Origin of the sequence: Desulfosporosinus paludis (assembly GCF_045689965.1) — a bacterium.
GTDB classification, from domain to species: Bacteria; Bacillota; Desulfitobacteriia; order Desulfitobacteriales; family Desulfitobacteriaceae; genus Desulfosporosinus; species Desulfosporosinus paludis.
In genome coordinates, this window is sequence record NZ_CP144211.1 from 3,703,813 (window position 1) to 3,720,060 (window position 16,248).

Consider the following 16,248-nt stretch of genomic DNA (forward strand, 5'->3'; position numbering starts at 1 on the left):
AACGTATAATAATTCGTGCAAAGGGCATTCCTCGATAGCTCAATGGTGGAGCAACCGGCTGTTAACCGGTAGGTTGTAGGTTCGAGTCCTACTCGGGGAGCCAATTTATTTTTCCCTTTTAGGGCCCATAGCTCAGCGGTAGAGCCCCCCGCTCATAACGGGTTGGTCCTAGGTTCGAATCCTAGTGGGCCCACCAAAATCGAAGTACAATGTGCAGCTGTTCGAGGTTCGAACAGAAAAAAATAAACGGAGTCTAAGACGTGAGGATTTTAGTTCAAGTTGCATTGAGCTATGAATATCGAAATTGGGCGATTAGCTCAGCGGTAGAGCGCATCCTTCACACGGATGAGGCCATTGGTTCGAGACCAATATCGCCCACCAAGGACTGAAATAATGGACTGTGGCAAATGCCGGAGTCCATTTTGTTTTAGGCTAAAATTGGACTGCTTTGTTGACAGCGTTTTGAACATAATAAGAGGCTAAAGGCCCTAAACTTTATGAGGTGAACTATGACCTACTTAATTACACTAGGTCCGCGTCTGCAGACGGTAGCCTCGCTGGTACCGGCGGGTGCTTGGCTCGGCGACATCGGGACCGATCACGCCTATTTGCCTATTGCTCTTTATGAAGCACGTAAGATATTCAAAGCTGTGGCTGTAGATGTCCATGAAGGACCGTTTCAGTCTGCCATGGCTGCGGTTAAAGGAAGGCAATTAGAGCAAATCATTGATGTGAGATTTGGAGATGGATTGATGCCGCTTGAGGCTGGAGAGGTTAATGTATTGACCTTAGCCGGGATGGGCGGAAGAACTATGCTGGAAATTCTAGCAGCTCGACCGGATGTCTTACAATCAGTGACGGATTTGATTGTTCAGCCGCAGGGTGGAGAGGGGGCCGTACGCTCGACTCTGCTGAACGATGGATGGCGACTTAAGACGGAACAGTTGGTTAGAGAAGAGGACCGCACCTATACCGTTATAGCCTTTTCCCGTAACGATGGCTGGAATATGGCTGATTTAGCGACTAAGGCGTGCATTTGGCACCAACGTTTAACTCCTCAAACTGTTAAAGATGAGGTTTCTGCGAAGTTTCCAGAAATCGTGGAGAAATTAGTGTGGCATTTCGGACCTTTGATCCTTGAGGAAGCTACAGATCTCTTGAGAGAGTATCTTGAGGATTACAGCGGGATGCTTAGAAGAAGGCTGGATCAAATGAAACGATCCAATAAACTAGAAATTGCGGAGAAAATAAGGGATGTTTCTGAGGAATTGATCTTGGTGGAGGGAATTCGAACATGGCAGTAACGATCGGTCTAGTGGCACAGCTTATCGAAAAGCTTGCTCCGAAATCTTGGGCTGAGGAGTGGGACAATGTTGGATTATTAGTGGGGAGCGGCTCTGCTCCCGTTGAGCGTATTCTGATAGCTTTAGATGGAACTTTGGAAGTCATTGAGGAAGCCAAAGAATTTGGAGCCCAGCTTATTGTGGCACATCACCCGATTATGTTTCGTCCACTTAAAAATCTGAGGTCAGATAATCCTGCGGCAAGGCTTCCGCTGAGTTTGCTCAACCATCAGATTGGATATTACGCAGCCCACACAAATCTTGACCAATCGAGTATATCCTCCAGTCGAAGCTTAGGAGAACTTCTGGGATTGAAAGAAATGAAATTGTTGGAAGAACAAACATATGATACTAACTCCAGCCATCAATATCTGCTTAATTCTACAAATGCTGCTGATGAGGCGCGGGGGTACGGAGTCATCGGATATTTGGAGTATAAAGAAAGACTCGGAACGATTTGGGAGCGCTTTTTAGACCAACTAGTGACATCAAAGATTTATGCTCACCCATATAATTTGACAGGCGTACGTTTGGCAGGGTCGTTAGAGAAAGAAGTGCGCAAAGTTGCGATTGTCAACGGAAGTGGAGGACGGTTTGTACCGAAAGCACAGTTTAAGGGTGCAGACTTGCTCATTACCGGAGACGTTGACCATCATGCTGTACTCGATGCTCTTGAAGGAGGAATGGCCGTTGGTGATCTCGGGCACTTTTTAACTGAAGCGCCTATGCTTCAGGCATTATACAGGTATCTGTCTTCCGAGAAATCCCTGCAGGGCATTGAGATCAAAGTAAGTGGGTCTAATTCTTCCCCCTGGCAATAGCTAGGGGGTTCCTTTTTAAAGAGATAGTGTTTAAGGAAAAATTAACCAAACCATAAGAAAATTTAAAAAAAGATTGTGAAAGTGATTATTAATACTTGACAAGGGATTGTCGAATCAGGTATTGTTAGTATACAAGGAATAATCAGAAAATAGAGTTTTGTATGAAATGTCTGGCGCGCTATGAATCGTTTCGATCGTAGGATATTTAAGAAACTTATTGAAAGGTGTTGATTGGATTATGAATCGAGCAGAAATCCTCCGTATGGAGCGGGAAAAGGCTTTAACAAACTTTAAAGAAGATAATGTAAACCGTGCAAAATGGTTAACGGCATTAATGGACATTGATGACGAGATGGAAGAAATGGAAAAGAACCAAAACTCTCCATTTGACCAAAACTGATTTTTTTAGTAAGATAACTGAGCGAAGTAAACTTGATGATCGCGGAGGCAGGGACTGAAAGGTCGCCTCTGAGGAAAGTCCGAGCTCCATAGGGCAAGGTGCTGGGTAACGCCCAGTGGGGGTGACCCCAAGGAAAGTGCAACAGAGATATACCGCCGATAACGGAGGTTGGTCGTCAGAGGTCAGAATTAGCAAGCTAGAATTTGGCTTCCGATTTCCGACGACTGACTTCCGAGTAGGTAAGGGTGGAAAGGCGAGGTAAGAGCTCACCGGCAGCCAGGTGACTGGCTGGCCATGTAAACCCCACCTGGAGCAAGACTGAATAGGGGAACGATGAACGGCCCGTTTTTGTTCCCGGGTAAGGTCGCTAGAGGCCGTCGGTAACGGCGGTTCGAGATAGATGATCATCACCTCCGTACGGAGGGACAGAACTCGGCTTATAGGTTTGCTTCGCTACTACTTATGGGAAACTGGTGTGCATACTTGTGCATCGCCGTTTCCCTTCAGCTTAGTATTTAGCCAAAACAGAAAAGTTCTTCACCGTCTGTTTTGGTTTGTAAATGAAAGAACCTGGGATTTACCAGGTTCTTAACTGTATCCTTATAAGGTATTTTACAATGTACGGGATAAGCTTAGAAAAGTTATGGTGCTTTTGAAAGTCAGCATAATCGTTTTGGAAAGGTATTTTTTAACAGGGAGTGATTCTATGCCTATACCGGAATCAAAGGAGAAATATACTTATGCCGATTACTTAACCTGGCCGGAAGAAGAACGGTGGGAAATTATAGACGGAGTACCATATATGCAAGCGGCACCATCTACAGTACATCAGGAAATACTAATGGAAATATCCAGGCAAATAGCTAACCATTTAAAGGATAAATCTTGTAAAGTTTATCCGGCACCTTTCTGTGTAAGGCTAACGAAGGGTGATGAAATATCAAACGAAGATATTAAAAAGGTTGTTGAGCCAGACATTACCATAGTCTGCGACAAATCCAAAGTTGATGAAAAGGGTTGTAATGGGGCACCCGATATGATAGTCGAAATAATTTCCCCTTCATCAATAAAAACTGATAGGATAATAAAATTTAATATGTACGAAAAAGTTGGTGTTAAAGAATACTGGATTGTTGAACCTGAAGTTAAAATAGTAAGTGTTTTTGTACTCCAAGAGAATGGTCGTTATGGAAGACAAGAAGTATATTCGGAAGAAGACCAAATAACCCTGAATATTATCCCGGATCTCACAATAAATTTAAAACTGGTTTTTACAGGTATTTAAGGGCTTAAAATGATATAATATCAAAAACGCAGCACTGAAGTTACAGGTGCTGCGTTTTTGTTTGAATAATTGCAGCTTCTTTCGCGAAAACTTAAAATGTTAATAAAAACAGTTGTTTATGTTTAACCATTGAACATAGACCATTCATCATAGTTAGAAGCAGCGGTTGGTGCTCAAAGAATAATTGGCAAGGAGTACTCTTATGTATCTTATTTCAGAAGTCCCCCCGATGGCTGTAGCCTTGGGATCGATCATGCTGGGAGCTACCGGGCAATTCCTATTTCGCTTAGGCATGTTGACTTACGGCAAAGTCACTGTAACCGGGATTTGGGGGCAACTGGGAGCAATCATTTTTACCCCAGCTATTTTTGCGGGGTTTGTATGCTTCGGGCTAAGTTCATTTCTTTGGCTCGTGGTTATATCAAGATGGGAGTTAAGCTATGCCTACCCTCTTGTAGCATTGGGGTATGTCTTAGCAATATTTTATGGTACCTGTCTCCTTCATGAACACCTTACCTTCCCAAAAATTTTAGGGAGCGTCCTCATTTTGGCGGGGATCAGCGTTTTTGGATTATGGGCTGCGTAAGATTTAGTACAAGCTTGATAAGCTTAATTTTCTCCCGAAAAAGAAAGTTGCAAGCGTAGCATGAATAGGATAAGATAATCTAAACCCAATAGCTTTTTTGGAGTCATAAGACAAGAAAAAGGGGCGTGTGTTGGATGCAGTTTAAAGATTTCGGGCGGGGTGCACGGATCGAGTTATCCAAAATGGCCAAATTACTGGGAATGAAGTTTATCGGTTATAATCCAAAGGATCAACAGGTGTCACTTGAAGTTCATGGTAAAGGAGTTACTTATCCCTTAGAAGAATTTATCCAACAGTATGAAAGGATTTGCCCTATCACTTAGTCGCCAACCTTCCAAGGAGAGTAAATAATAGAGGAGCTCTTACTCGTTTTTTTACGAGAAGAGCTCCTTTTCATCGTACTGTCAGAAAGTATAATTTCGTTGAATACTTTTCTTTATAATTACTGTTTTTGATAAAAGAACGAGGAAACGGCTTTTAGTCCAAGGTGTTTCATCCCAAAGAGGTGCTCCGTGCTTCCGGTAAAAAGGATTCCTCCCGGTCTTAAGGCATCTGTGAACTTTGTATAGAGCAGTTCCTTCGCTTCGTCGGTGAAATATATGACGACATTGCGGCAGGCAATAAAGTCAAAACCTGGCTGGAAGCGGTCGGTGAGAAGATTCTGATGCTGGAAAGTGACGAGACGTTTTACCGAGTCTTTGATTTGATACCCTTTGTCAGATAAGGTAAAATACTTTTGCAGGAACTCAGGGGGAGTACTTGCTAAATCATTTTGTTTATAAAGACCATCTTTAGCCTGTTTTAGGACATTGACATCGATATCTGATCCAGTAACCGTGAATCTAGCAGTTGGGAAATACTCCATCAAGGTCATGGCTAAGGAGTAAGGCTCTTGTCCGCTGGAACAACCTGCACTCCATAATTTCAGAGGGCTTTTGCTCTGCAGGAGCAGGGGGATAATAGAGTCCTTCAAAGTTTTCCACTGGTTAGCGTCTCGAAAAAACTGTGAAACATTAATCGTTAGGTGCTTGAAGAAAGCATCATATAAAATTTGATCTGTGTCCAGAGCTTTAAGAAACTCAGGAAATGTCGTGTGTCCGTGGGAGTTCATAAAACTAAGGATACGCCGCTGCATTTGGTTTTGTTTGTAAAACTTAAGATCAAGTCCGCTCTTAGGATGGAACGCCTTAATAAAGTCTTCATAGGTGTTGGAAATAGGAGCTAAAGCCAAAGGATGACACCTCTTTTCTCAGAAATCTGCGACTATTATTGTATACTAGAAGACATCCATAGTTCCACAAAATAATTATATCGTCTCATACTTTCTAGGCAAAGAGGTCGACGACCAACCCACGAATCTCGTCAATCTTGGTTAAAACTTCAAGGGGTTTCGCTTGTTGATCGAGAAGTTGTTTGCCTAATTCGTCTAAGGCGTGGTCAATTTTAGAGATTCGCGCCATAATTTTTGGACGCCCTTGAAAATCCCAGGAGGATTCTTCCTGCATCTTTCGGCTCTGACCGAAGGTCGAACGAAGGAACGTTTTAACCATATCTCGAAAATCTTTTAAATCACGAATTGAGAGAGATTGAGCTAACTTCTTGCCCTGGATTCCAAGCCGGTCGAGAAAGGTTTGGAGTTCAATCCGTTGGATTTTTTGGGTTTTGGATAAGACTCCGCTAAAATCATTAGTACGCTCTGAGGAGTTTGGGGAATCGAGAGCGGAAGCTGAGGCCTGATGCGGTGTATCGATACGTATAGACATGGACATTCTCCTTTGAGAAAGGATTAATTTATGCAGACGCGCAGAGTTTTTTTAAAAACCTTACTTGGCCTGGGAGCGATCTTTTTGCCTTGGAGTATCTTTCCTGCCCAGTGGGGAGAATGGATCAAGAAAGAAATAGGACACCCGTCCGTTGAGTTGTTGCTGCCGTCCGAACCTAAACCAAGTACCGTGATGAATTCCGAAAGCCTCAATCGAACAGCGATGGATGACATCCTTACTTTAACAACTCCTGAAATGCAAGGCCGGAAAGCAGGTTCAGTGGGCGAAGCAAAAGCGGCGGACTATCTTTCATCTCAGTTAAGTATGTTGGGGCTAAAACCTATGGGCGACCCGAAAACAGGATTTTTCAAAGCATTCACCATTCCGCCGGTTATCGAAACGAAAGTCAATGAGCGGCTGACATTTAGACCAGGAGAGAATCGCAATTTAAGAACTCCGAGTGCTGATCTCTTAGGAGGGCTAATTGGAGAAAACGCCAGCGAGGTGATCCTTCTCTCCGCTCATTACGATCATCTAGGGATTTTTGAAGGGCAAGTCTATCCTGGAGCAAACGACAATGCCTCGGGCGTTGGGTGCATCTTAGATGTAATGAGACGGATATTACGAGAAGGGAAAATTCCGAAACGTACAATAGTTATAGCTTTTTGGAGTGCCGAAGAGATGGGATATGTTGGATCTCTAGCCTTTGTTCGAACTCCGTCGTTCTCCCTGAACCAAATTAAAGCAGTTCTTAATGCAGACACCGTAGGAAATGGGACAATCGGAGATTTTGCGCTCTGGTCGGATGGAGAAAATATTGCTGTGCAGGCAGTGCGCCAAGCTGCCTCAAATTGCGGAGCGAGCGCCTTACTAACACCGACAGGAGGGCATAATAGCGATTCTGTCAGCTTTAGCTCAGCGAACATTCCGGCGGTAACAATTATGGCGAGAGACTGGTTAAACAAGAATCACACACCTGAGGACACTCCAGCTCTGTTGAGGCCGGACCAGATTCATTTAGCCTCTCAAATTCTCTACAAGGCGGTTCACACCTTAGCCTTTTAAGGCTTCACAGGAGTAGTAGGAGTTATCGAGTCAGAGGCTTGGGTCGCTGGCTCAGTGACATCGTACTTAGAACGAAGGATAATGAGGTCAATGCGGCGGTTCTGGGCCTTCCCAGCATCTGTATCATTGGAAGCTATTGGGCGATATTCTCCATAGCCTGTCGCAGAAAGGCGATCAGGAGTAATGCCGTCTTTTTGCAGGATCTCAACAACATTAGTGGCACGAAGGACAGAAAGTTCCCAGTTGCTGGCGAATTGAGGGGTGTGAATCGGCAGATTGTCAGTATGTCCTTCGACCTTGATTTGGTTAGGAGATGAGGCTAAGACTGTCGTAACTTTTTCGAGAATCTCTCGGGCGCGTGCCGTAATATCAGCTGAGCCGCTTTCAAAAAGCAACGTTTCTTGAAGACTGACGACAAGACCTCTTTCTTCGATTGAGGTTATTAATTTCGACTGAATACCATTATCTGCGGCAAATTTATCAAGCTTGGCTTTGATCTCTTCAATACTCATTTTCTCTTCATCGGTATTTCCTTGACCCGCTTTATTATTCTCTGCGCTTGATCCAGGGTCCGTATACGTTGTGTTGTTCGGATCGGTTCCTTTGCCGGGAACCGTGGCTCTTGACGAAGGAGTACCTGCTTGAAAGAGAGAAGGCCCAACGGGGCTATTGGATAATTCGATTTTCGAGGGCGTGCCCCCGCCAAGGGCTTTGTTCAAAGATTCAGCGATGGCCTGGAATCGCTGGGCATCAATCTTACTCATGGAATAAAGTACGACAAAGAAAATCATAAGTAAAGTAATCAAATCTGAATAGGTAAGGAGCCAACGCTCACCATTTTCCTTTTCTGCTTCATGTTCACGTTTTCTACTCATGAGCGTTCCATTGCAGGGGAACCGCTGGGAGCTCCCGAACCCTCTTGATTTTCCGAGATCGTCCCTATATGTGTCTTTAATTTTTCCTTAAGAATAGCAGGATTTTCTCCCGCTTGAATCGATAAAATACCATCGAGAATCATTTCCATAGCCGAAACTTCTATTTTGTCCTTCATTTTAAGTTTTGAGGCAATTGGCAGATAGATAAGGTTCGCGGAAGCCACCCCATAAAGGGTGGCAATGAAAGCTGCCGCGATGGATTTGGAGAGCTCATTAGGATCTGATAGGTTTCCCAATACTTTGACCAGTCCCATAACTGTTCCGATAATCCCCAGGGTTGGCCCAAAACCGCCGGCAGCTTCAAATACGTTGATTCCAACTCTGTGTCGTTTCTCCAAGACCGCAATATTGGATTCCAGAATTTCTTTCGTTATTTCAGGGTCTGTTCCATCTATGACGAGTTGCATTCCTTGACGGGTGAAACGATCAGTCACGCTTTCCAGTTCTTGCTCAAGACTAAGTAAACCTTCACGTCGCGCTTTTTCCGCAAAGCGCACGAGAGTTTCATACGCTTCGGCGGTCCCAAAGGACTGAGACGTAAACGCGACTTTCAGCCAATTTGGGAGGTTCTTAAGAGAAGAAAGGGGAAAACTGGTAATAACCGCCCCGGCTGTTCCGCCGAAAACAATACAAGCGGCAGAAAACTGCCCCAGAGCGCCAACGCTTCCTCCTTCCAATAGATACCCGGCGAGCAATGACCCGATTCCGGCGATAAGTCCTATAACTGTTGATAAATCCATGGTTTCATTTGCCACACTCCAGTTCTTTATAAGCTTGGACTATAATTCCAGCTCTCGAATTTGGAATTGCGACGTACCTCCCTTACTGTTATTAGATAAGTATCTTTCAATAATAATATCGACATTTTTTACCCAATTCCTTAGCCCCATATTTTACACTTTGATTATACAGGAAAAGCGGAATGGGGACTATAATTATTGGATTTGATTTAGCAGTATTTAAATTGCGCTCAATAACTATTACCGGCTATTGACTCATTGTCGGGACAGCTTTGTAGTGTTAACGCACAGGTACTGCAGGTGCCGCCAAACTTTGCCACAGCATAAAGAGATTTTATAGAGGGAAAAATTCTCTTTAGTTTTTGCTAAGCATTTTCGATAGATTAAGTAAGACTTTAAATGTGGAGTGAACGAGATGAAAATAGATCCTACATCCCTGTCTGTTATAAAGGGCATCCAAGCAACAAATCGGATCAATCAGGTAGGGAAGAAAAAAACCTCCTCTGAAGGAGATAAATTAGCGGTTTCAGATAAAGGACAGACTTTCCAGACTCTGCTTCAGAAGGCCAAAGATGCTCCTTCTGTACGCGAGGATAAAGTTCGGACGCTTTCTGAACAAATTGAGCGTGGGGAGTTTCAAGTAAACGGACAAACGATTGCCGAAAATATACTTTCACCGAAATTTTAGGTCCCCATATAAAGGGAGGAGATTTCCTTGACTGAAGTATTACAGAATCTAAATGACAACTTAAAAAAACAAGTTTTACTCTATGGAAAGATCCTCAGCATAGAAGAACGCAAACAAAAGGCCTTACTTGCTAATAATCTGCAGGAGATTGAAGTGACGACAGGACTGGAAGAACAACTTTTGCTTGAAGCAGGCCATCTCGAAAGAGAACGCCTCTCGTGGGCCGAACAGATCGGACAGGCTTTGGGCAAAAAACCTGAAGACCTCACGTTGGCAGAACTGGCAGAGCATTTTCCGGTTCTTCAGGAAGTTCGTCTGGAACTGGAGCAGGTTGTGGGCAGTCTAAAAGAGATTCATGAACTCAACACCCAACTTCTGCAGCAGGCGATGAAAATTGTCGACTTTACCTTAGGGATGATGACTCATCAGGATAAAAATACTTACACACATCCGGGCCGTAAAGAGAAGGATGGAAATAAAGCGGTACACCTTTTGGATTGGAGGGTTTAAACTATGACTTCTACTTTTTTTGGCTTGGAGCTTTCCCAAAGAGCCCTTAATTCGCAACAACTCGCATTAGATGTTACTGGAAATAACATTTCCAATGCCAATACTGCAGGATATACAAGACAGAGCCCTATTCTGGCGGCATCTACACCCTATGTCATTTCGGGTACGGGGAGAAATCTAAGCCTTGGTTCGGGGACAGACCTGAACACAATTACCCGGGCCAGGGATGCGTTTGTGGATAGCCAGTTTCGCTCGGAAACTTCAAAACAGCAGTACTGGGGAGCAAAAGAAGACAGTCTTACAAACGCAGAAAGCATATTGAATGAACCTTCGGACAACAGCTTAAGTAATGACATGAGCCAGTTTTGGACAGCATGGAGTGACCTCTCCAATGATCCTCAGGATGAGGGGGCACGATCAGTTGTTAGTGAGCGAGCTCAGGAGTTGACGGATACCTTTCATAATCTTTCCAAGCAGGTCAGTGATCAACAGAACAATTTGAACTCCTCTGTCAATGTACAGATCACTCAGATAAACACCTATGCTCAACAAATTGGTGAATTGAACCAACAAATTAAACAGGCGGAAGTTGCCGGGGATAATCCAAACGATCTAAGAGATCAACGTGATTCTATCGTGGATAACCTCTCAAAAATAGTTAATGTCAAGGTTGTGGAAACTAAGGATGCAAGTTTCACTGATCGAAATGTAAATGATTACAAAGTGATTATTGGTAACGATAGTCCGAGTTCGACGACTAATAATACACTGGTGGATGGTTCTACAGTTCGCCTTTTAGAGGATCCGCCACCAACCTACACGTCGTCGGATGCCCCGACAGATTCATCCATTGGGTTTTCTAAAGTGGTTTGGAGTGATGACTCAACTGGAACGAGTGTTGATCTAGGAACCAATCTGGGAACATTACAAGCAGATCTGGAAGTACGGGATAATTATCTCCCAAGCTTTCAAGGGCAACTCGATACCTTGGCTCAAGCAATAGCCAGTTCTGTTAACGTGGTTCATCGAACTGGTCAAGGGTTGACCGCAGCGACACAAACAGATACTGTAACAGGAAATACAATCGGAATAGATTTTTTCACAGCCTCAGATTCTAAAGTCGATAGTACAACGGGACTCCCTGTGGTCACAGCTGCGACGATAAATCTAAATTCGGATATTGCAGCTCAGCCGGATAAAATTGCCACAGGAGTACTGAATACAACGACTATAACTGCAGGCGATGGGACGATTGCCCAAAAAATATCTTCCTTATCGACGAGTTGGAATGCTTTAAACGGCTTAATGGCAAATCCTGTTTCTGGGACATCTTTAGGAAATTATTATTCGGCCAATGTTGCCAAGTTAGGTGTGGATGTGCAGCAAGCCACTCGTATGAAGGCAGGAGAAGATGTCTTAGTCACGAATGTAACGAACCAACGAGAATCTTTATCTGGTGTATCCCTTGATGAAGAAATGACCAATCTTGTCCAATACCAAAAATCCTATGCGGCCGCGGCGCGGATGGTGACGATGATGGATAGTATGTTCGATTCAATCATAAGCATGGGAATGACGAAATAGAGGTGAAATTCAATGCGGATAACAAGTAGTATGATGAGTCAAGATTTATTACGTAATTTGCAATCGGCTGAAGAGAAAATGAATAATCTACAGAATCAACTCTCTTCCGGGCATAGGATCAACAAACCCTCGGATGATCCGGTTGGAATTCAAAATGTGATGACGTTTAAGAGTAATATTGCCGCTGTTACACAATGGTCGAGCAACGCTGGTGAAGCGCTGCAGTTTATGAATACTACGGAAGGCGCTTTGCAAAATATCACGTCGATGCTGCAGCGGGTTAGGGATCTAGCGGTGGAAGGGGCCAATGGTACTTTGGATGCAAGTGATCAAAGTGCGGTTGCCGATGAAGTTGGCCAACTCACGGACCAAATAAAGATGATGGCGAATTCACAAGTGGGTTCAAAATACATTTTTTCCGGCACTGCAACAGATCAGAAACTGATACCCACAGATGGAACTAGCACGACTGGTGCAAATGGAAACGATATAACGTTTGAAGTAGGAAATAATTTAAACATCTCTGTTTCTGTTAATGGCCTAAAGCTTTTTGGAGATGGTACAAGTACCAGTGGCAGTGGCGGGGTATTGGATACTTTGGATAAGTTAAGTCAGGCTTTAAAAAACAATGATTCAACAACTGTCAGTAATTTATTAGGAACCATTGACAATAATATCAGTAATGTTATTGCTCAAAATTCCGATTTAGGGGCTCGAATTAACCGAGTGACGGCAATTCAGAGTCAGTTAGATTCGACGTCACTTAATCTGCAAACGAACCTTTCGAGTGTGCAAGATGCGGACATGGCGCAGACGATTACAGATTTTACTAGTCAGCAAAATGTATATCAGGCCGCTTTATCAGTTGGAGCTAAGATCATTCAGCCTTCTTTGGTGGATTTTATGCATTAGGGATGTTTTGCTAACACACGCTCTGCCGTGTTAGATTGGAGGTATTAACGATGTTTAATCCCATTCAACCTAATACTCAGACCACTATGATACCCATGGATGCTTTTTCTGGGCAAAAGCTGGAACGTTCACAGGAAAATCCTCGTCCTGTGGTTGATCGCAAGCAGGAAATTCCTTCCGCTCGAGAAGAAATACCGCGCGAGGAAGTGGAGAAAGCGGCTGAAAAAATGAATCGCCTTATGGGGATTATGAAAAAGCGTTTGAAGTTCAGTGTTCGCAAAAAATCTCGTGGTTTTATGGTCAAAATTGTTGATGAAACAAATGGAGAAGTTCTGGAGGAAATTACACCGGAGCGGATGATAGATATTTTAAATTCGTTAAACCAAAGAAGCAGTGTAATATTTGATGAGCAGGTCTAGGACTGGAGGGAGTCGCTTCCGATGCTTCAACTTAATATCTCTACTCAGACTACTCGTTTAGACTATAACATTCAAAATGCTCGCTTGAACCTGCAAACCACTCGACCTAACCTGCAGATGGAGACAACGCCTTCAACGTTGGAGATGCGTCAACCTTACGGAGAATTGACGATTGACTCAACACCCTGTCGGTATTCCATCGGCTTTAAGAATAATACCGACTTCGCAAGAGATAATGCGGAATTCGGTAGGCAAACCGCTAAAAATGCGATTGCTCGGATAGTGGAAGATGGCGACAAATTAGCGGCAATCCAGAATAAAACCAATGCCATCGCTGACATAGCTGCTAAAAATTCCGCCCATACCGAAATTCCAAGAGTTACTTTAGCTTATGTCGCCTTACCAAATATTTCGTATCATGCTGAACCAGTTCAATTCACTCCAATCGAAGGAAAGATTAACTACAATTTAGAACCCGGCAAGGTCCAAGGTGACTACCAACCTGGGAGTGTTGATATTCGGGTTAGTCAATATCCCAGTGTTGAAATATCAGTTGTGGATGTCAAGGTTTAAAACGACTAGGCAATAAGATCTCCTACAGGAGGCAATACTATGAAAATAAAGTCCGCTCAATTCGGGGAATTAGACGTAACGGAAGATCACCTTATCAAGTTTCCCGATGGTATCCCAGGTTTTCCTGACGAAAAATTGTTCGTTTATATACTTCATGATGCAGAAAGTCCATTCTCGTTTGTGCAGTCGGCTACGGAAGGGAGTCTGATGTTTTTGCTGGTTGATCCCTTCGCATTTTTTAAAGATTATGAATTTGTCCTTGAGGATGAAGTTGCTGAGGAAATGAATATTTCCCCGGAAAATCCTCCTCAGGTGTTTTTGATTGCTACTGTTAAAGAAAAACTTGCTGACATGACCGTAAATCTGATGGCTCCAATTGTGATAAATCCCACCCAGCGGATTGGCAGACAGGTTATTCTCCATAGGTCAGGATATTCGATTGCTGAAAAAATGTTTCCTAACGGATTGCCGAGTGAAACTAAAGGGGGAAAATAATATGTTGGCACTCACTCGCAAAGTTGGCGAGCGCATTGTCATTGGAGACAACATCGTAGTGACAGTGGTCAACATCAAAGGTGACAGCATTCGTGTGACGATTGACGCCCCCAAAGAAATCAAGGTCTATCGTGGCGAGATTTACGATGCGATTGCGGCAGAAAATAAACTAGCTGCTGCTCCAAAGGATTTATTGGAGTTGGAAATGCTAAAGGGAATGCAAATAAAGAAGTGAGCTGTTAAATTTCGGCTTGCTTCTTTATTTATTCAGTGCGAATTGATAAATGCAAAAGACAAAATGTGGAGTAGGATAAGAAGAAAAAACTTGTCCTGAACGCTAAAGTTCTCCTGCATATTTAACGATATATATAGTGACAGATCCAAAAGCTGATTTTCTTTCAACCGGCCGGAGGAAGAGATGAAGCTGGAGGATAATAAATCGGGCAAGGATGCCTGGTGTAAAAATCAAGGAGGAAACAAATTATGATTATCAATACTAATATGGCGGCTCTCAACACCATTCGCCAGTTGGGTATTAATGAAAAGAATACTCAAAGTTCTTTGGCAAAATTATCTTCAGGTCTTCGGATTAACAGCGCAGCTGATGATGCAGCTGGTCTATCTATTTCGGAAAAAATGCGCGGCCAGATCAGTGGGTTAAATCAAGCTTCCAGTAACGCTCAGTCTGGGATTAATTTGGCAGCTACTGCTGAAGGTGCTCTAAACACGTCTACCAGTATTCTTCAACGTATGCGTGAACTGGCTGTTCAGGCTAGCAATGGTACAAATACCACTAGCGATAATACCGCGATGAGCGATGAGTTTAACCAATTAAAGAGTGCACTTGATGACATTGGTAACCAAACCCAATTCAATACCAAAAATCTCCTGGATGGCAGCCAGGCTGGCGCGGCGGGTATTACGAATGGTCAAAACGGTACTACCGGAGCAGTGGTTGGTAAGCTGACCGCTGCAATTATGGGCGCAAGTACTTCTTTGTCTAATGGCGCTGCAATTGCTGCTGCGAACTTTAAATCAGAGACGGTTAATATTGATGGTAGTAATATTACTATTAATTGGCAAAACCTTACTACTGACCAGCAAAACACAATTAATAGTGGTCTTGGTGCGGGTTCCAATGCTACGTCGCAGGCGGCTGCAGCCAGCTTGATAGTCAGTCAAATCAACAGCGCTATCGATGCTAGCGGTACTAACGCTGCCCATGTTACAGGTTATGTCAATGCAGCTCACAGTCTGGTTATTACCAGCGGTTCAAGTGGTACTGGTTCGGATATTAAACTTACTACGGGTGGCGGTGCTGGCTCAGTATTGGATACAACTTTGGGAGCGAACGCTGCTGCTGGCCAAACTGGTACCGACAATTACAATGGTACGTCGGTTCCTAAAGCTAGTGTTTTCAGTATGAATATTAACGGCCAGGTATTGAAGGTATCGGCTGCTGCTACTTCTTATGCTAACGGTTCTGCGATGACTACAATTGCTAAGGAACTGCAAGTAGACCTTAATAATGCTATTACTACTGCAAATGCTTCTGCAGGCGCTGCGAAAATCGGTGATGCAGGCTTTATCTCTCAAGTGAAAGTAAACGCTACAACTGACGGTCGTTTGGAAGTAGTCAGCGAAACTGGCCCGGTTACCTTCAGTGATGCATCAGGAAAAACTTTTACTTCTGACTTGGGACTTAATAATGCTCAGACTTCTTCCGCTAGCAACGGTGGTTTAACCTTCCAGATTGGTGCAAATGCTGGCCAAACCTTGACGTTCGGTATAGACGATATGAGATCTGCTGCGCTGGGTCTCTCCAGTGCTAACGTTGACAGTGTAGCGGCCGCTTCCAGCGCTATCACTGCCATTGATGCGGCTACGGCAAAAGTATCAGCAGAAAGAAGCAAACTCGGTGCTATTCAGAACCGTCTCAACGACACTATCGCCAATCTGGGAACTTCTTCCCAGAACATTACCACTGCTGAAGCTAACATCAGAGATGTAGACATGGCTTCAGAAATGACCAACTTCCAGAAAAATAACGTTCTCCAACAGGCTGCGCAAGCAATGCTGGCACAAGCTAACCAACAGCCTCAAGGAGTTCTGCAGCTTCTTCGTTAATA

At 43.7% G+C, this 16,248-nt stretch carries 20 protein-coding genes, 3 tRNA genes and 1 other RNA gene; 20 read left to right on the plus strand and 4 right to left on the minus strand.

Annotated features, from left to right (window positions below):
• Positions 1-28: 28 nt before the first annotated feature.
• The 10 genes from VZF35_RS18405 (at position 29) to VZF35_RS18450 (ending at position 4,758) form a co-directional block, all read left to right on the plus strand.
• Positions 29-103 (plus strand) — tRNA-Asn (locus VZF35_RS18405).
• An 18-nt stretch (positions 104-121) separates the two neighbouring features.
• Positions 122-196, plus strand: a tRNA-Ile gene (locus tag VZF35_RS18410).
• A gap of 110 nt (positions 197-306) precedes the next feature.
• A tRNA-Val gene (locus tag VZF35_RS18415) sits at positions 307-381 on the plus strand.
• 128 nt (positions 382-509) lie between these two features.
• Positions 510-1,304 carry a tRNA (adenine(22)-N(1))-methyltransferase gene (locus tag VZF35_RS18420; RefSeq protein WP_407307250.1) on the plus strand — a complete coding sequence of 265 codons (795 nt, stop codon included), beginning with the start codon at positions 510-512 and terminating at the stop codon, positions 1,302-1,304.
• Entirely contained in the window at positions 1,295-2,164 is an 870-nt protein-coding gene (locus VZF35_RS18425) for a Nif3-like dinuclear metal center hexameric protein (protein ID WP_407307252.1), read from the plus strand. Before VZF35_RS18420 ends, VZF35_RS18425 begins: the two co-directional genes overlap by 10 nt.
• A gap of 238 nt (positions 2,165-2,402) precedes the next feature.
• Positions 2,403-2,564: a hypothetical protein gene (locus tag VZF35_RS18430; RefSeq protein ID WP_407307254.1), complete on the plus strand. Its 162-nt coding sequence runs from the start codon at positions 2,403-2,405 to the stop codon at positions 2,562-2,564.
• 23 nt (positions 2,565-2,587) lie between these two features.
• An RNA gene (gene rnpB / locus VZF35_RS18435) (RNase P RNA component class A) lies at positions 2,588-3,020 on the plus strand.
• Positions 3,021-3,270: 250 nt separating this feature from the next.
• A complete protein-coding gene (locus VZF35_RS18440) occupies positions 3,271-3,849 on the plus strand; it encodes a Uma2 family endonuclease (RefSeq protein WP_407307256.1) in 579 nt (192 codons plus the stop codon).
• Between the two features lie 202 nt (positions 3,850-4,051).
• Positions 4,052-4,435: an EamA family transporter gene (locus tag VZF35_RS18445; protein ID WP_407307258.1), complete on the plus strand. Its 384-nt coding sequence runs from the start codon at positions 4,052-4,054 to the stop codon at positions 4,433-4,435.
• A gap of 134 nt (positions 4,436-4,569) precedes the next feature.
• Complete coding sequence (locus VZF35_RS18450; RefSeq protein ID WP_407307260.1) at positions 4,570-4,758, plus strand: hypothetical protein; 189 nt, start codon at positions 4,570-4,572, stop codon at positions 4,756-4,758.
• 119 nt (positions 4,759-4,877) lie between these two features.
• Here VZF35_RS18450 and VZF35_RS18455 read toward each other — a convergent pair whose 3' ends face one another.
• Both VZF35_RS18455 and VZF35_RS18460 read right to left on the minus strand, forming a co-directional pair.
• Entirely contained in the window at positions 4,878-5,666 is a 789-nt protein-coding gene (locus VZF35_RS18455; RefSeq protein WP_407307262.1) for a CheR family methyltransferase, read from the minus strand.
• 94 nt (positions 5,667-5,760) lie between these two features.
• Positions 5,761-6,198 (minus strand): YaaR family protein, encoded by a 438-nt coding sequence (locus VZF35_RS18460; RefSeq protein WP_407307264.1) that lies wholly within the window; start codon positions 6,196-6,198, stop codon positions 5,761-5,763.
• 30 nt (positions 6,199-6,228) lie between these two features.
• Here VZF35_RS18460 and VZF35_RS18465 point away from each other — a divergent pair, with 30 nt between their 5' ends.
• A complete protein-coding gene (locus VZF35_RS18465; protein WP_407307266.1) occupies positions 6,229-7,263 on the plus strand; it encodes a M20/M25/M40 family metallo-hydrolase in 1,035 nt (344 codons plus the stop codon).
• Here VZF35_RS18465 and VZF35_RS18470 read toward each other — a convergent pair.
• Together VZF35_RS18470 and VZF35_RS18475 are read right to left on the minus strand one after the other, a co-directional pair.
• The gene (locus VZF35_RS18470; protein WP_407307268.1) at positions 7,260-8,138 is read right to left on the minus strand and encodes a flagellar motor protein MotB; all 879 of its coding nucleotides are present in this window, start codon (positions 8,136-8,138) and stop codon (positions 7,260-7,262) included. The genes VZF35_RS18465 and VZF35_RS18470 overlap by 4 nt on opposite strands.
• Positions 8,135-8,938, minus strand: a complete 804-nt coding sequence (locus tag VZF35_RS18475; protein ID WP_407314706.1) for a flagellar motor protein — start codon at positions 8,936-8,938, stop codon at positions 8,135-8,137. Before VZF35_RS18475 ends, VZF35_RS18470 begins: the two co-directional genes overlap by 4 nt.
• A 415-nt stretch (positions 8,939-9,353) precedes the next feature.
• On the opposite strand from VZF35_RS18475, the gene flgM reads away from it, so the two are divergent.
• The 9 genes from flgM to VZF35_RS18520 all read left to right on the plus strand — a co-directional run bounded on the left by flgM (position 9,354) and on the right by VZF35_RS18520 (position 16,246).
• Positions 9,354-9,626, plus strand: a complete 273-nt coding sequence (gene flgM, locus VZF35_RS18480) for a flagellar biosynthesis anti-sigma factor FlgM (RefSeq protein WP_407307270.1) — start codon at positions 9,354-9,356, stop codon at positions 9,624-9,626.
• 27 nt (positions 9,627-9,653) lie between these two features.
• Complete coding sequence (locus tag VZF35_RS18485; RefSeq protein WP_407307272.1) at positions 9,654-10,136, plus strand: flagellar protein FlgN; 483 nt, start codon at positions 9,654-9,656, stop codon at positions 10,134-10,136.
• 3 nt (positions 10,137-10,139) lie between these two features.
• The gene (gene flgK / locus VZF35_RS18490) at positions 10,140-11,720 is read left to right on the plus strand and encodes a flagellar hook-associated protein FlgK (RefSeq protein WP_407307274.1); all 1,581 of its coding nucleotides are present in this window, start codon (positions 10,140-10,142) and stop codon (positions 11,718-11,720) included.
• Positions 11,721-11,732: 12 nt separating this feature from the next.
• Entirely contained in the window at positions 11,733-12,632 is a 900-nt protein-coding gene (flgL, locus tag VZF35_RS18495) for a flagellar hook-associated protein FlgL (RefSeq protein ID WP_407307276.1), read from the plus strand.
• 50 nt (positions 12,633-12,682) lie between these two features.
• A complete protein-coding gene (locus VZF35_RS18500) occupies positions 12,683-13,051 on the plus strand; it encodes a flagellar protein FlaG (protein ID WP_407307278.1) in 369 nt (122 codons plus the stop codon).
• 21 nt (positions 13,052-13,072) lie between these two features.
• Positions 13,073-13,624, plus strand: coding sequence for a DUF6470 family protein (locus tag VZF35_RS18505; protein WP_407307280.1), 552 nt, complete (start codon positions 13,073-13,075; stop codon positions 13,622-13,624).
• Positions 13,625-13,663: 39 nt separating this feature from the next.
• Positions 13,664-14,119 (plus strand): flagellar assembly protein FliW, encoded by a 456-nt coding sequence (gene fliW, locus VZF35_RS18510; RefSeq protein WP_407307282.1) that lies wholly within the window; start codon positions 13,664-13,666, stop codon positions 14,117-14,119.
• Position 14,120: 1 nt separating this feature from the next.
• On the plus strand, positions 14,121-14,354 hold the full coding sequence (gene csrA / locus VZF35_RS18515) for a carbon storage regulator CsrA (RefSeq protein ID WP_407307284.1): 234 nt from the start codon (positions 14,121-14,123) through the stop codon (positions 14,352-14,354).
• 266 nt (positions 14,355-14,620) lie between these two features.
• On the plus strand, positions 14,621-16,246 hold the full coding sequence (locus VZF35_RS18520) for a flagellin (protein ID WP_407314708.1): 1,626 nt from the start codon (positions 14,621-14,623) through the stop codon (positions 16,244-16,246).
• Positions 16,247-16,248 lie beyond the last annotated feature (2 nt).

Excerpts from the sequence above, each read along its gene's own strand:
- VZF35_RS18420 (WP_407307250.1), top strand. The coding sequence starts at position 510 with ATGACCTACTTAATTACACTAGGTCCGCGTCTGCAGACGGTAGCCTCG.
- VZF35_RS18425 (WP_407307252.1), top strand. The coding sequence starts at position 1,295 with ATGGCAGTAACGATCGGTCTAGTGGCACAGCTTATCGAAAAGCTTGCT.
- VZF35_RS18430 (WP_407307254.1), top strand. The coding sequence starts at position 2,403 with ATGAATCGAGCAGAAATCCTCCGTATGGAGCGGGAAAAGGCTTTAACA.
- VZF35_RS18440 (WP_407307256.1), top strand. The coding sequence starts at position 3,271 with ATGCCTATACCGGAATCAAAGGAGAAATATACTTATGCCGATTACTTA.
- VZF35_RS18445 (WP_407307258.1), top strand. The coding sequence starts at position 4,052 with ATGTATCTTATTTCAGAAGTCCCCCCGATGGCTGTAGCCTTGGGATCG.
- VZF35_RS18450 (WP_407307260.1), top strand. The coding sequence starts at position 4,570 with ATGCAGTTTAAAGATTTCGGGCGGGGTGCACGGATCGAGTTATCCAAA.
- VZF35_RS18460 (WP_407307264.1), bottom strand. The coding sequence starts at position 6,198 with ATGTCTATACGTATCGATACACCGCATCAGGCCTCAGCTTCCGCTCTC.
- VZF35_RS18465 (WP_407307266.1), top strand. The coding sequence starts at position 6,229 with ATGCAGACGCGCAGAGTTTTTTTAAAAACCTTACTTGGCCTGGGAGCG.
- VZF35_RS18470 (WP_407307268.1), bottom strand. The coding sequence starts at position 8,138 with ATGAGTAGAAAACGTGAACATGAAGCAGAAAAGGAAAATGGTGAGCGT.
- VZF35_RS18475 (WP_407314706.1), bottom strand. The coding sequence starts at position 8,938 with ATGGATTTATCAACAGTTATAGGACTTATCGCCGGAATCGGGTCATTG.
- flgM (WP_407307270.1), top strand. The coding sequence starts at position 9,354 with ATGAAAATAGATCCTACATCCCTGTCTGTTATAAAGGGCATCCAAGCA.
- flgK (WP_407307274.1), top strand. The coding sequence starts at position 10,140 with ATGACTTCTACTTTTTTTGGCTTGGAGCTTTCCCAAAGAGCCCTTAAT.
- flgL (WP_407307276.1), top strand. The coding sequence starts at position 11,733 with ATGCGGATAACAAGTAGTATGATGAGTCAAGATTTATTACGTAATTTG.
- VZF35_RS18500 (WP_407307278.1), top strand. The coding sequence starts at position 12,683 with ATGTTTAATCCCATTCAACCTAATACTCAGACCACTATGATACCCATG.
- VZF35_RS18505 (WP_407307280.1), top strand. The coding sequence starts at position 13,073 with ATGCTTCAACTTAATATCTCTACTCAGACTACTCGTTTAGACTATAAC.
- fliW (WP_407307282.1), top strand. The coding sequence starts at position 13,664 with ATGAAAATAAAGTCCGCTCAATTCGGGGAATTAGACGTAACGGAAGAT.
- csrA (WP_407307284.1), top strand. The coding sequence starts at position 14,121 with ATGTTGGCACTCACTCGCAAAGTTGGCGAGCGCATTGTCATTGGAGAC.
- VZF35_RS18520 (WP_407314708.1), top strand. The coding sequence starts at position 14,621 with ATGGCGGCTCTCAACACCATTCGCCAGTTGGGTATTAATGAAAAGAAT.